General features: G+C 61.8%; 17 protein-coding genes and 1 pseudogene. 16 read left to right on the forward strand and 2 right to left on the reverse strand.

The window, feature by feature from the left end:
* Positions 1-221: 221 nt before the first annotated feature.
* Together EJ079_RS24335 and EJ079_RS24340 are read right to left on the reverse strand one after the other, a co-directional pair.
* Positions 222-1,148, reverse strand: a complete 927-nt coding sequence (locus EJ079_RS24335; RefSeq protein ID WP_127810385.1) for a Gfo/Idh/MocA family oxidoreductase — start codon at positions 1,146-1,148, stop codon at positions 222-224.
* 183 nt (positions 1,149-1,331) lie between these two features.
* The gene (locus tag EJ079_RS24340) at positions 1,332-1,613 is read right to left on the reverse strand and encodes a transcriptional regulator (protein WP_013531420.1); all 282 of its coding nucleotides are present in this window, start codon (positions 1,611-1,613) and stop codon (positions 1,332-1,334) included.
* 493 nt (positions 1,614-2,106) lie between these two features.
* Between EJ079_RS24340 and rpsL the strand changes: the two genes are divergently transcribed.
* From rpsL to rplN, 16 genes and pseudogenes are all read left to right on the forward strand, one after another.
* Positions 2,107-2,478 (forward strand): 30S ribosomal protein S12, encoded by a 372-nt coding sequence (gene rpsL, locus EJ079_RS24345; RefSeq protein WP_006333356.1) that lies wholly within the window; start codon positions 2,107-2,109, stop codon positions 2,476-2,478.
* Positions 2,479-2,554: 76 nt separating this feature from the next.
* Positions 2,555-3,025: a 30S ribosomal protein S7 gene (gene rpsG / locus EJ079_RS24350; RefSeq protein ID WP_008875664.1), complete on the forward strand. Its 471-nt coding sequence runs from the start codon at positions 2,555-2,557 to the stop codon at positions 3,023-3,025.
* A gap of 29 nt (positions 3,026-3,054) precedes the next feature.
* The gene (gene fusA, locus EJ079_RS24355; RefSeq protein WP_027027748.1) at positions 3,055-5,145 is read left to right on the forward strand and encodes an elongation factor G; all 2,091 of its coding nucleotides are present in this window, start codon (positions 3,055-3,057) and stop codon (positions 5,143-5,145) included.
* Positions 5,146-5,243: 98 nt separating this feature from the next.
* Positions 5,244-6,417, forward strand: a pseudogene (gene tuf / locus EJ079_RS24360) (elongation factor Tu).
* 69 nt (positions 6,418-6,486) lie between these two features.
* Entirely contained in the window at positions 6,487-6,795 is a 309-nt protein-coding gene (rpsJ, locus tag EJ079_RS24365; RefSeq protein ID WP_010909272.1) for a 30S ribosomal protein S10, read from the forward strand.
* A 61-nt stretch (positions 6,796-6,856) separates the two neighbouring features.
* Complete coding sequence (gene rplC, locus EJ079_RS24370) at positions 6,857-7,585, forward strand: 50S ribosomal protein L3 (RefSeq protein WP_013531422.1); 729 nt, start codon at positions 6,857-6,859, stop codon at positions 7,583-7,585.
* Positions 7,585-8,205 (forward strand): 50S ribosomal protein L4, encoded by a 621-nt coding sequence (gene rplD, locus EJ079_RS24375; RefSeq protein WP_013531423.1) that lies wholly within the window; start codon positions 7,585-7,587, stop codon positions 8,203-8,205. Before rplC ends, rplD begins: the two co-directional genes overlap by 1 nt.
* Positions 8,202-8,495 (forward strand): 50S ribosomal protein L23, encoded by a 294-nt coding sequence (locus EJ079_RS24380; RefSeq protein WP_013531424.1) that lies wholly within the window; start codon positions 8,202-8,204, stop codon positions 8,493-8,495. The genes rplD and EJ079_RS24380 overlap by 4 nt, the downstream gene beginning before the upstream one ends.
* Before the next feature lie 22 nt (positions 8,496-8,517).
* The gene (gene rplB / locus EJ079_RS24385) at positions 8,518-9,351 is read left to right on the forward strand and encodes a 50S ribosomal protein L2 (RefSeq protein ID WP_024505067.1); all 834 of its coding nucleotides are present in this window, start codon (positions 8,518-8,520) and stop codon (positions 9,349-9,351) included.
* A 16-nt stretch (positions 9,352-9,367) separates the two neighbouring features.
* Positions 9,368-9,646 (forward strand): 30S ribosomal protein S19, encoded by a 279-nt coding sequence (gene rpsS, locus EJ079_RS24390; RefSeq protein ID WP_006205463.1) that lies wholly within the window; start codon positions 9,368-9,370, stop codon positions 9,644-9,646.
* Positions 9,647-9,648: 2 nt separating this feature from the next.
* A complete protein-coding gene (gene rplV / locus EJ079_RS24395; RefSeq protein ID WP_006205462.1) occupies positions 9,649-10,038 on the forward strand; it encodes a 50S ribosomal protein L22 in 390 nt (129 codons plus the stop codon).
* Positions 10,038-10,763, forward strand: coding sequence for a 30S ribosomal protein S3 (rpsC, locus tag EJ079_RS24400; protein ID WP_013531426.1), 726 nt, complete (start codon positions 10,038-10,040; stop codon positions 10,761-10,763). Before rplV ends, rpsC begins: the two co-directional genes overlap by 1 nt.
* A 27-nt stretch (positions 10,764-10,790) precedes the next feature.
* Positions 10,791-11,204, forward strand: a complete 414-nt coding sequence (gene rplP / locus EJ079_RS24405; RefSeq protein WP_013531427.1) for a 50S ribosomal protein L16 — start codon at positions 10,791-10,793, stop codon at positions 11,202-11,204.
* A gap of 13 nt (positions 11,205-11,217) precedes the next feature.
* A complete protein-coding gene (rpmC, locus tag EJ079_RS24410; protein ID WP_006205459.1) occupies positions 11,218-11,418 on the forward strand; it encodes a 50S ribosomal protein L29 in 201 nt (66 codons plus the stop codon).
* An 11-nt stretch (positions 11,419-11,429) separates the two neighbouring features.
* The gene (gene rpsQ / locus EJ079_RS24415; protein ID WP_010909280.1) at positions 11,430-11,669 is read left to right on the forward strand and encodes a 30S ribosomal protein S17; all 240 of its coding nucleotides are present in this window, start codon (positions 11,430-11,432) and stop codon (positions 11,667-11,669) included.
* A gap of 83 nt (positions 11,670-11,752) precedes the next feature.
* Positions 11,753-12,121, forward strand: a complete 369-nt coding sequence (rplN, locus tag EJ079_RS24420; protein WP_006205457.1) for a 50S ribosomal protein L14 — start codon at positions 11,753-11,755, stop codon at positions 12,119-12,121.
* The last annotated feature ends 6 nt before the right edge of the window (positions 12,122-12,127 follow it).

The following is a 12,127-nucleotide window of genomic DNA, read 5'->3' on the forward strand; positions in this document are numbered from 1 at the left end:
GCCGGCATCTTCTCCCCGTATAGTGACGGGGAGAAGGACGCCGTCGCTGACGATTTCGCCAATCGGCGACCTTGCAGGGCGAACGCCGGCGTCGCCATTGCCCCTTTCTCCCCGTCACTATACGGGGAGAAATGTCCGGCAGGACAATGAGGGGCGGCGCGCCCTTCGAAAATGATCCGGGAAGTGGGGATCGGAGCGAGGTCGCTCTTCACAGCCCATTGTCAATCGAAGAACGCCTCGACCACGTTGCGCTTGCCGAGCATGAAGGCGTCAGCGACATGCTGCAGCGGCGCCAGATCGACATCGGAGGTGCCGGCGCGGACGATCTCGGCGAAGCGCTTGTAGAGCATCGGGTACTCGGCCTCCGGCTCGTCATGAACCACCTTGCCGTCGATGGCGAGCTTCGAACCGCCGCCCGACAGCACCATCGCGCCCTTGTCGGTGTCGGCCAGGATGTCCCAGCTTTGCGGGCCTGTCTGCAGCCAGTCGAGGTCCATCGTCACCGGCAACCCGTTCGAGGTGCGGAAGGCGACGCGCGCGGCAACCGGGGAGGCGCGGTTTTCGGGAAAATCCAGCACCGCCGAGGTGATGAACATCGCCGGCAGGATATGGGTGGCAATCGACAGCGCGTTGATGCCGGGATCGAAGACGCCGAAACCGCCGGGAGCCCAGATCCATTCCTGGTTCGGGTGCCAGCGCCGCACGTCTTCCTTCCAGTTGATGGCGGCCGACCTGATCTTGGCCTTGTCGAGGAAGGCGCGTGCGGCCTCTACGGCCGGCGCATAGCGCGAGTGCCAGCTGGCGAACAGCGAGACGCCGTTCTGCGCGGCCAATATCTTGAGGTCCTCGACCTCGCTGACCGTGGCGCCAGGCGGCTTCTCCAGGAAGACATGCTTCTTGGCCATCAGCGCGGTGCGCGCCGCATCGTAGCGGAACTGCGGCGGCATGCAGAGCGACACGGCCTCGAGCTCGGGCACCGCATCGAGCATGGCTTCGATGTGAGGGAAATTCGGGATGTCATCCACCTTGCCGTGACGGCTGGCAGCCGCGATGAGGCGATAGTCCTGGTCTTTCGCCAGGGCCGGCAGATGCTGGTCGCGGACGATCTTGCCAACGCCGACGATGCCTATCTTGATGGGCTGGGACACGGCCGCTCCGTCTGTTTGATGATGGTGATGGTTTCTTACCAGAACACTTGCCCCGGGCAAGCCGAAGCCGAGAAGCCTAGCTCGGCCTTCCTTGAGGCGGCAGTGCACATTTTTGTCGGCTGGGAAGGCCTCGGTCGCCGATTCGTCTCGGCAGTCGATTCGAAAGCTGGACCGGGTTCGGGTTCAGATCGGCACGTCGAAGGTGACGATCGACACTTCGCCTTCGAGCGCGCCCTGGAAAGCGGAGATATGCGGCTCTTCGTCGGGGATGCCGTCCATGTCGCCGATCTGGTCGAGTTCGGCCTCGGCGTACCCTTCGGCGGCAAGCGATTCGAGTGCCCGGCGCACCGCCGAATCGTCGTCTGGCGCCACCAGCATGACGTGGACGCCTTCCGGTTTGCCGCCTTTTTTCTTCCACACCCGGCCGGTGATGATGGTGACCGGGCGTTCTTCATTGTCGTTCACGGGCCGATTCNGGCAGCGGGTGGGCGGGCGAGGGGGTTTTGACTGCTCATGCGGCCTTTTCGCATGAAGCAAGGCCGCGCAACAGCGCAAACCCATTCACTTTGCCTGAAGGCTTGTCACTTTCTTCCTCGCTCTTGCAAAAATGCGAAAGAAAATTACATGCGGTTTTCGCATGGCTGCCAAGCCTTGGTCGGCGCGCAATATTTAGTGCTCCGGGCTTGACGGTCCGCGGTCTTACGAGTAGAAGCCGCCCAGTCAGAACCGATGTGAGGCTCTCCCTTCCGAAGCGACACGCTTTGGAGTTTGCCTCAAACAGGGTTCGTTTTACGAGCGAAAAGACATTTCCGGCGTGCACGAAGCGGCTTCCGCTTCCTCTGCCTTTTGTTCGGGCAAGACCGCGAGGCGCGGTTTATGGCCCGAATTTGCGTATGGAAATGACGCTTTGAGCGGCCCTGACCGGGCGAGACACGGAATTGAGAGACAAGAGGGTTTAATGCCTACCGTCAACCAGCTGATCCGCAAGCCGCGCATTGCGCCGGTGAAGCGCAACAAGGTCCCGGCCATGCAGCAGAACCCGCAGAAGCGGGGCGTCTGCACGCGCGTCTATACAACGACGCCGAAGAAGCCGAACTCGGCGCTGCGCAAGGTGGCCAAGATCCGCCTGACCAATGGTTTTGAAGTGATCGGGTACATCCCCGGCGAAGGCCACAACCTTCAGGAACACTCCGTGGTGATGATCCGCGGCGGCCGCGTCAAGGATCTTCCGGGCGTTCGCTACCACATCATCCGCGGCGTGCTCGACACGCAGGGTGTGAAGAACCGCAAGCAGCGCCGTTCGAAGTACGGCGCCAAGCGTCCGAAGTAAGGGGCGTCCGAAGTAAGATTTTTCGGCCTTGGCGCTCCTTGGGTGCGTCGGGTTATGAGATTGAGAGACAAAAGCCATGTCGCGTCGTCACAGTGCAGAAAAGCGTGAGATCAATCCGGACCCGAAGTTCGGCGATCTGATCGTCACCAAGTTCATGAACGCCGTCATGTATGACGGCAAGAAGTCGGTCGCCGAGACCATCGTCTACGGCGCGCTCGACCAGGTTCAGTCGAAGACCAAGCAGGAGCCGGTCACCGTCTTCCATCAGGCGCTCGACAATGTCGCGCCTCATGTTGAAGTGCGTTCGCGTCGTGTCGGTGGCGCCACCTACCAGGTTCCGGTTGATGTGCGCCCCGAGCGCCGCCAGGCATTGGCCATTCGCTGGCTGATCGCTGCGGCCCGCAATCGCAACGAGACCACGATGGTCGACCGCCTCTCCGGCGAGCTGATGGACGCGGCCAACAACCGCGGCACGGCTGTCAAGAAGCGTGAAGACACCCACAAGATGGCTGAAGCCAACCGCGCTTTCGCGCACTACCGCTGGTAAAGCGCGAACGAGACTGAGAGGCAGTTACGATGGCCCGCGAATACAAAATCGAAGACTACCGCAATTTCGGTATCATGGCGCATATTGACGCCGGCAAGACGACGACCACCGAGCGCGTCCTCTACTACACGGGCAAGTCGCACAAGATCGGCGAAGTCCACGACGGCGCTGCCACCATGGATTGGATGGAGCAGGAGCAGGAGCGCGGCATCACGATCACCTCCGCCGCGACCACGACCTTCTGGAAGGCTCGTGACGGCAAGATGCACCGCTTCAACATCATCGACACCCCCGGCCATGTCGACTTCACCATCGAAGTCGAGCGTTCGCTGCGCGTGCTCGACGGCGCCATCGCGCTGCTCGATGCCAATGCCGGCGTTGAGCCGCAGACCGAGACCGTCTGGCGCCAGGCCGACAAGTACCGCGTTCCGCGCATGATCTTCTGCAACAAGATGGACAAGATCGGCGCCGACTTCTACCGCTCGGTCGAGATGATCGGTTCGCGCCTCGGTGCGCATGCCGTTGTCATGCAGCTGCCGATCGGCGCCGAGACCGAGTTCAAGGGCGTCGTCGACCTCGTCGAGATGAACGCGCTTGTCTGGCGCGACGAGACGCTGGGCGCTGCCTGGGATGTCGTCGAGATCCCGGACGACCTCAAGGCTCGTGCCGAAGAATACCGCGAGAAGATGATCGAGGCCGCCGTCGAAATGGACGAGACGGCGCTTGAAAATTACCTCGAAGGCAAGATGCCGTCGAATGACGAGATCCGCGCGCTGATCCGCAAGGGCACCATCGCGGTCAAGTTCTACCCGATGTTCTGTGGCTCGGCCTTTAAGAACAAGGGCGTGCAGCCGCTGCTCGACGCCGTCGTCGAATATCTGCCGTCGCCGGCCGATGTTCCCGCCATCAAGGGTGTCGATGCCAAGACCGACGCCGAGATCGAGCGTCACGCCGACGACAACGAGCCTCTGTCGATGCTCGCCTTCAAGATCATGAACGACCCGTTCGTCGGTTCGCTGACCTTTGCCCGCATCTATTCGGGCAGGCTCACCAAGGGCATCTCGGTCGACAACACCGTGAAGGGCAAGAAAGAGCGCATCGGCCGCATGCTGCAGATGCATGCGAACTCGCGCGCCGATGTCGAAGAGGCTTTTGCCGGCGACATCGTTGCTCTTGCCGGTCTCAAGGACACGACCACCGGCGACACGCTGAGCGATCCGCTGCATCCGGTCATTCTCGAGCGCATGGAATTCCCCGATCCGGTCATCCAGATCGCCATCGAGCCGAAGACCAAGAACGACCAGGAAAAGATGGGCCTCGCCCTTCACCGCTTGGCCGCCGAGGATCCGTCCTTCCGTGTCAAGACCGACGAGGAAAGCGGCCAGACCATCATTTCCGGCATGGGCGAACTTCACCTGGACATCATCGTCGACCGCATGCGTCGCGAGTTCAAGGTCGAGGCCAATGTCGGCGCACCGCAGGTGGCTTATCGCGAGACGATCACCCGCAGGCACGAGCAGGACTACACGCACAAGAAGCAGACCGGCGGTACCGGTCAGTTCGCTCGCGTCAAGATCGTCTTCGAGCCGAACCCGGACAGCAGCGAGTTCGAGTTCGAGACCAAGATCGTCGGCGGCGCCGTGCCGAAGGAATACATCCCCGGTGTCGAAAAGGGCATCAACAGCGTCATGACCTCGGGTCCGTTCGCGGGCTTCCCGATGATCGGCGTCAAGGCGACGCTGATCGACGGCGCTTACCACGATGTCGACTCCAGCGTTCTGGCCTTCGAAATCGCCGGCCGCGCCTGCTTCCGTGAAGCCGCACCCAAGCTTGGCGTGCAGCTGCTCGAGCCGATCATGAAGGTCGAAGTGGTGACGCCGGAAGATTACGTCGGCAGCGTCATCGGCGATCTGAACGGTCGTCGTGGCCAGATCCAGGGCCAGGAAGCGCGCGGCGTCGCCGTCGTCATCAACGCGATGGTGCCGCTCGCCAACATGTTCAAGTATGTCGACAACCTGCGCTCGATGAGCCAGGGCCGTGCGGCCTACACCATGCAGTTCGATCACTATGAGCCGGTTCCGACCGCAGTGGCTCAGGAAGTCCAGAAGAAATACGCCTAAGGGTTTCTTAGCCACCGGGTCGCGCTCCTTGCGCGGTGCCGGATCTGAAGAGCGAATAACAATTTCCCCTTAGCGGGTAGAATAGACGGAGAACGATTATGGCCAAAGGTAAATTCGAGCGTAACAAGCCTCACGTGAACATCGGCACGATTGGCCACGTCGACCATGGCAAGACGTCGCTGACGGCGGCGATCACCAAGTANTGGCGAATACAAGCGCTACGACCAGATCGACGCTGCTCCTGAGGAAAAGGCGCGCGGCATCACGATCTCGACGGCGCATGTCGAATACGAGACGGCCAACCGCCACTATGCTCACGTCGACTGCCCCGGCCACGCCGACTATGTGAAGAACATGATCACCGGTGCCGCGCAGATGGACGGCGCGATCCTGGTCGTGTCGGCTGCCGACGGCCCGATGCCGCAGACCCGCGAGCACATCCTGCTGGCSCGTCAGGTCGGCGTGCCGTCGATCGTGGTGTTCCTCAACAAGGTCGACCAGGTCGACGACGCCGAGCTGCTCGAACTGGTCGAGCTCGAGGTTCGCGAGCTTCTGACCAAGAACGAYTTCCCCGGCGACGACATTCCGATCGTCAAGGGTTCGGCTCTGGCTGCSCTGGAAGATTCCGACAAGAAGATCGGTGAAGACGCGATCCGCGAGCTGATGGCTGCGGTCGATGCCTACATCCCGACGCCGGTTCGTCCGCTCGACAAGCCGTTCCTGATGCCGATCGAAGACGTGTTCTCGATCTCGGGCCGRGGCACGGTCGTGACCGGCCGCGTCGAGCGCGGCGTGGTCAAGGTCGGCGAGGAGCTGGAGATRATCGGCATCCGTCCGACGACCAAGACGACCTGCACGGGCGTGGAAATGTTCCGCAAGCTGCTCGATCAGGGCCAGGCCGGCGACAACATCGGCGCGCTGCTGCGCGGCGTTGATCGTGAAGGTGTCGAGCGCGGCCAGGTTCTGGCCAAGCCSGGRACGGTGAAGCCGCACAAGAAGTTCGTGGCCGAAGCCTACATCCTGACCAAGGACGAAGGTGGCCGTCACACGCCGTTCTTCACCAACTACCGTCCGCAGTTCTACTTCCGCACGACSGACGTGACCGGCATCGTGTCGCTGCCGGAAGGCACCGAYATGGTGATGCCGGGCGACAACATCACGGTCGATGTCGAGCTGATCGTGCCGATCGCCATGGAAGAGAAGCTGCGCTTCGCTATCCGTGAAGGCGGCCGCACCGTCGGTGCCGGCATCGTCGTCACCATCAAAGAGTAATTTGGACTTAAACCGATCTGTCGCGGGCGCGGGAGTTGCCCGCGCCGCGCCAGAACAAGGAAGTGACGCATGAACGGACAGAATATCCGCATCCGCCTTAAGGCGTTTGACCACCGCGTGCTCGACGCCTCGACGAAGGAAATCGTGTCGACGGCCAAGCGTACCGGCGCAAACGTCCGCGGCCCCATTCCGCTGCCGACGCGGATCGAAAAGTTCACGGTCAACCGGTCGCCTCACGTCGACAAGAAGAGCCGCGAGCAGTTCGAGATGCGCACGCACAAGCGTCTGCTCGACATCGTCGATCCGACCCCGCAGACGGTCGATGCTTTGATGAAGCTCGATCTGGCCGCCGGCGTCGACGTCGAGATCAAGCTCTAAGGGAATGAGAGCGCGGTAAGGGGCGGTGCCCCTGGCCCGGAACTCTAAAGGAATTGAACCGATGCGTTCAGGTGTGATTGCAAAGAAGGTGGGAATGACCCGCATCTACAACGATGCCGGGGAACATGTTCCCGTCACCGTTCTCCTGATGGAGAACTGCCAGGTCGTGGCCCAGCGCACGCAAGAGAAGAATGGCTACACCGCCGTTCAGCTCGGCGTTGGCCTTGCCAAGGTGAAGAACACGTCGAAGGCGATGCGCGGCCATTTCGCGACCGCTTCCGTCGAGCCGAAGGCGAAGGTCGCCGAGTTCCGCGTCTCCGCCGACAACATGATCGATGTCGGCGCCGAGATCACCGTCGAGCACTTCGTCGCCGGCCAGAAGGTCGATGTGACGGGCACGACGATCGGCAAGGGCTTTCAGGGCGTCATCAAGCGCCACCACATGGGCGGTGGCCGTGCAACGCACGGTAACTCGGTTTCGCACCGTACGCACGGTTCGACCGGCCAGCGTCAGGACCCGGGCAAGGTGTTCAAGGGCAAGCATATGGCTGGCCACATGGGCGACACCCGCGTCACCACGCAGAATGTCGAGATCGTATCGACCGACGCCGACCGCGGCCTGATCCTGATCCGCGGTGCGGTTCCCGGATCGAAGGGCGCCTGGATCCTGGTCCGCGATGCGGCCAAGGTGGCACTGCCGGCCAATGCGCCGAAGCCTGCCGCGATCCGCGCCGTTGCTGCCGAAAGTGGCGCCAAGAACGAGGCTCCGGCCACAGAGGGAGCGGAATAATGGATCTCAAGATCACAACGCTGGGCGGCAAGGACGCCGGCAAGGTGGAACTCTCCGACGAGATTTTCGGCCTTGATCCGCGCGAAGACATCCTGCAGCGCGTCGTGCGCTGGCAGCTTGCCAAGAAGCAGCAGGGCACGCACAAGACCAAGGGTCGCGCCGAGATCGCGCGCACCGGCGCCAAGATGTACAAGCAGAAGGGTACGGGCCGCGCCCGTCACCATTCGGCACGCGCTCCGCAGTTCCGCGGCGGCGGCAAGGCCCACGGCCCGGTCGTTCGCAGCCACGAGCACGAACTGCCGAAGAAGGTTCGTGCTCTCGGCCTCAAGCATGCTCTCTCGGCCAAGGCCAAGAGCGCGTCGATCATCATCATCGACGAGCTGAAGCTGACCGAGGCCAAGACGAAGGCGCTGATCGCGAATTTCGCGACGCTGGGCCTGACCAACGCTTTGCTGATCGGCGGCGCCGAGCTTGACAAGAACTTCAAGCTGGCGGCGACGAACATCCCCAACATCGACGTGCTGCCCATCCAGGGCATCAACGTCTACGACATTCTGCGCCGCGGCACGCTGGTCCTTTCGAAGGCCGCCGTCGAGGCTCTCGAGGAGCGTTTTAAATGACCGACCTTCGTCATTACGACGTGATCGTCTCGCCGGCGATCACCGAAAAGTCGACCATGGCCTCCGAGCAGAACAAGGTCGTCTTCAACGTCGCCAAGAAGGCGTCGAAGCCGGAAATCAAGGCCGCCGTCGAAGCGCTGTTCGGCGTCAAGGTGATGGCCGTGAACACGCTTGTCCGCAAGGGCAAGATCAAGCGCTTCCGTGGCACGGTTGGCCGCCAGAGCGACGTCAAGAAGGCGGTTGTGACGCTGGCCGATGGTCAGTCGATCGACGTCGCGACGGGTCTCTGAGCAAGGCCGCGAGGACAGAACAATGGCACTGAAAAAATTCAACCCGGTAACGCCCAGCACCCGTCAGCTGGTCATCGTCGACCGCTCGGGTCTTTACAAGGGCAAGCCCGTCAAGGGTCTGACCGAAGGCCTGACCAAGTCGGGCGGCCGCAACAATCACGGTCGCATCACCGCCCGCTTCATCGGCGGTGGTCACAAGCGTTCGTACCGCATCATCGACTTCAAGCGCCGCAAGTTCGACGTCGTCGGCACGGTCGAGCGCATTGAATACGATCCGAACCGCACCGCCTTCATCGCGCTGATCAAGTATGACGATGGCGAGCTGTCCTACATCATCGCTCCGCAGCGTCTGGCTCCCGGCGACAAGATCGTCTCCGGTGAATCGGTAGATGTGAAGCCGGGCAATGCGATGCCGCTGGCTTCGATGCCGGTCGGCACCATCGTCCACAACATCGAGCTGAAGCCGGGCAAGGGCGCTCAGGTCGCCCGTTCGGCAGGTGGTTACGGTCAGCTGGTCGGTCGTGACCAGGGCATGGCGATCCTGCGCCTCAATTCGGGCGAGCAGCGTGTCGTTCACGGCTCCTGCATGGCCACTGTCGGCGCCGTGTCCAATCCGGACCACGGCAACATCAATGACGGCAAGGCCGGTCGCACGGTTTGGCGTGGCAAGCGCCCGCACAATCGCGGCGTGACCATGAACCCGGTCGACCATCCGCACGGCGGCGGCGAAGGCCGCACTTCGGGTGGCCGCCATCCGGTTTCGCCCTGGGGCAAGCCGACCAAGGGCAAGAAGACGCGGTCCAACAAGGCGACCGACAAGTTCATCCTGCGCTCGCGCCATCAGCGCAAGAGCTAAGAAGAGGTAACGCCAAGTGACTCGTTCGATTTGGAAAGGCCCCTTCATTGACGGCTACCTTCTCAAGAAGGTGGACAAGGTTCGTGAAGGTGGTCGCAATGAGGTGATCAAGATGTGGAGCCGTCGCTCCACCATCCTGCCGCAGTTCGTCGGCTTCACCTTCGGTGTCTACAACGGCCAGAAGCATGTTCCCGTCTCGGTGAACGAGGACATGGTCGGTCACAAGTTCGGTGAATTCGCTCCGACCCGGACCTATTACGGTCACGGCGCGGATAAGAAGGCGAAGAGGAAATAATCATGGGCAAGGCCAAAGCTCCGCGCAGGCTTGCTGATAACGAAGCGCGCGCCGTATTGCGCACGATCCGTATCAGCCCGCAGAAGCTGAACCTCGTTGCCGCGCTGATCCGCGGCAAGAAGGTCGCGACAGCGCTTTCCGATCTCGAATTCTCGGCCAAGCGGATTTCCGGCACGGTCAAGAAGACGCTGGAATCGGCAATCGCCAACGCGGAAAACAACCACGACCTGGATGTCGATGCGCTGATCGTGGCGGAAGCCTATGTCGGCAAGTCGATCGTCATGAAGCGGTTCCATGCCCGTGGCCGCGGTCGCGCCAGCCGTATCGAGAAGCCGTTCTCGCACCTCACGATCGTCGTTCGTGAAGTCGAAGAAAAAGGGGAGGCCGCATAATGGGCCAGAAAGTCAATCCGATCGGTCTTCGCCTCGGCATCAACCGCACCTGGGATTCGCGCTGGTTCGCGAACACCGGCGAGTACGGCAAGCTGCTGCATGAGGACATCAAGATCCGCAAGTATCTCGAGAAGGAGCTCAAGCAGGCTGCCATCTCGAAGGTCGTGATCGAGCGTCCGCACAAGAAGTGCCGCGTCACCATCCACGCCGCGCGCCCGGGTCTGATCATCGGCAAGAAGGGCGCCGACATCGAGAAGCTTCGCAAGAAGCTGATGGAGATGACGAAGTCCGAGACGCACCTCAACATCGTTGAAGTGCGCAAGCCGGAAATCGACGCGACCCTGGTCGCCCAGTCGATCGCCCAGCAGCTCGAGCGTCGTATCGCGTTCCGCCGCGCCATGAAGCGTGCCGTTCAGTCGGCGATGCGCCTCGGGGCCGAAGGCATCCGCATCAACTGCGCCGGCCGCCTCGGCGGCGCCGAGATCGCGCGCATGGAATGGTATCGCGAAGGCCGCGTGCCGCTGCATACTCTGCGTGCGGACGTCGACTACGGTACGGCCGAAGCGCACACGGCTTATGGCATCTGCGGCGTCAAGGTCTGGGTGTTCAAGGGCGAAATCCTTGAGCATGACCCGATGGCTTCGGAGCGTCGGGCCAGCGAAAGCGACGCAGCGCATGGCGGTGGTGGTGATCGCGAACGCGGTCGTCGTCGCGAAAACGCCTGAGACATTTAGGAATTTGGAGTTAGAACGATGCTGCAGCCAAAGCGCACAAAGTTCCGCAAGCAGTTCAAGGGCCGTATCCATGGTACCGCAAAGGGCGGCACCAACCTGGATTTCGGTGGTTTCGGGCTGAAGGCGCTTGAGCCGAACCGCGTCACCGCACGTGAGATCGAGGCGGCCCGCCGCGCGATCACGCGTGAAATGAAGCGCGCTGGTCGCGTCTGGATCCGTATTTTCCCGGACGTGCCGGTCACTTCGAAGCCGACCGAAGTCCGCATGGGTAAGGGCAAGGGTGCGGTCGACTACTGGGCGGCGCGCGTCAAGCCGGGCCGTATCATGTTCGAGATCGACGGCGTCAATGAAGAAACCGCCCGTGAGGCACTGCGTCTCGGCGCGGCCAAGCTCTCGGTCAAGACGCGCTTCGTGCAGCGCATCGCAGAATAAGGACGGGCTGATCATGAAAGCCGAAGACATCCGGACCAAGACCCAGGACCAGCTGACCGACGACCTGGCCAGCCTGAAGAAGGAGCAGTTCAACCTGCGCTTCCAGAAGGCCACCGGCCAGCTCGAGAAGACCGCGCGCGTGAGACAGGTCCGTAAGGATATTGCGCGTATCAAGACCATCGCTGCGGAAAAGTCCGCGGCTAAGAAGGCTTAAGGACGAAAACCATGCCAAAGCGCATTCTGCAGGGCACCGTCGTCAGCGACAAGAACGAGAAGACGGTTGTCGTCAAGGTCGAACGGCGCTTCACGCATCCCGTGATGAAGAAGACCGTGCGCATGACCAAGAAGTACAAGGCGCACGACGAGAACAACGCCCACAAGGTTGGCGATCAGGTGTTCATCCAGGAATCGAAGCCGATTTCCAAGGACAAGCGCTGGATCGTCGTGTCTTCGGACCAAGCCTGACCTCGGGCGTAAACAACGAATTTTGGACAGACCGGGGAGGGGCTTTGAGCCCATCCCGTTAGAAGAGAAGAAGGCGGCCAGTCATGATTCAGATGCAAACAAACCTCGACGTCGCGGATAATTCCGGCGCCCGTCGTGTCATGTGCATCAAGGTGCTGGGCGGCTCGAAGCGGAAATACGCTTCCGTGGGCGACATCATCGTGGTGTCGATCAAGGAAGCCATTCCGCGCGGCCGCGTAAAGAAGGGCGATGTGATGAAGGCGGTCGTGGTTCGCACGGCCAAGGACATCCGCCGCCCGGACGGCAGCGTGATCCGTTTCGACAAGAACGCGGCCGTTCTCGTCGACAACAAGAAAGAGCCGATCGGCACGCGTATCTTCGGACCGGTTCCGCGCGAACTCCGCGCCAAGAACCACATGAAGATCATCTCGCTCGCGCCTGAAGTGCTGTAAGGAGCC

Source organism: Mesorhizobium sp. M7A.F.Ce.TU.012.03.2.1, from assembly GCF_004006095.1.
GTDB lineage: Bacteria > Pseudomonadota > Alphaproteobacteria > Rhizobiales > Rhizobiaceae > Mesorhizobium.

Bases quoted from the DNA above. Each gene is read 5' to 3' on its own strand.
- rpsG (WP_008875664.1), top strand. From the start codon at position 2,555: ATGTCGCGTCGTCACAGTGCAGAAAAGCGTGAGATCAATCCGGACCCG.
- rplB (WP_024505067.1), top strand. From the start codon at position 8,518: ATGGCACTGAAAAAATTCAACCCGGTAACGCCCAGCACCCGTCAGCTG.
- rpsJ (WP_010909272.1), top strand. From the start codon at position 6,487: ATGAACGGACAGAATATCCGCATCCGCCTTAAGGCGTTTGACCACCGC.
- rplN (WP_006205457.1), top strand. From the start codon at position 11,753: ATGATTCAGATGCAAACAAACCTCGACGTCGCGGATAATTCCGGCGCC.
- rpsL (WP_006333356.1), top strand. From the start codon at position 2,107: ATGCCTACCGTCAACCAGCTGATCCGCAAGCCGCGCATTGCGCCGGTG.
- rplC (WP_013531422.1), top strand. From the start codon at position 6,857: ATGCGTTCAGGTGTGATTGCAAAGAAGGTGGGAATGACCCGCATCTAC.
- rplV (WP_006205462.1), top strand. From the start codon at position 9,649: ATGGGCAAGGCCAAAGCTCCGCGCAGGCTTGCTGATAACGAAGCGCGC.
- EJ079_RS24380 (WP_013531424.1), top strand. From the start codon at position 8,202: ATGACCGACCTTCGTCATTACGACGTGATCGTCTCGCCGGCGATCACC.
- rplP (WP_013531427.1), top strand. From the start codon at position 10,791: ATGCTGCAGCCAAAGCGCACAAAGTTCCGCAAGCAGTTCAAGGGCCGT.
- rplD (WP_013531423.1), top strand. From the start codon at position 7,585: ATGGATCTCAAGATCACAACGCTGGGCGGCAAGGACGCCGGCAAGGTG.
- rpsQ (WP_010909280.1), top strand. From the start codon at position 11,430: ATGCCAAAGCGCATTCTGCAGGGCACCGTCGTCAGCGACAAGAACGAG.
- rpsC (WP_013531426.1), top strand. From the start codon at position 10,038: ATGGGCCAGAAAGTCAATCCGATCGGTCTTCGCCTCGGCATCAACCGC.
- rpmC (WP_006205459.1), top strand. From the start codon at position 11,218: ATGAAAGCCGAAGACATCCGGACCAAGACCCAGGACCAGCTGACCGAC.
- fusA (WP_027027748.1), top strand. From the start codon at position 3,055: ATGGCCCGCGAATACAAAATCGAAGACTACCGCAATTTCGGTATCATG.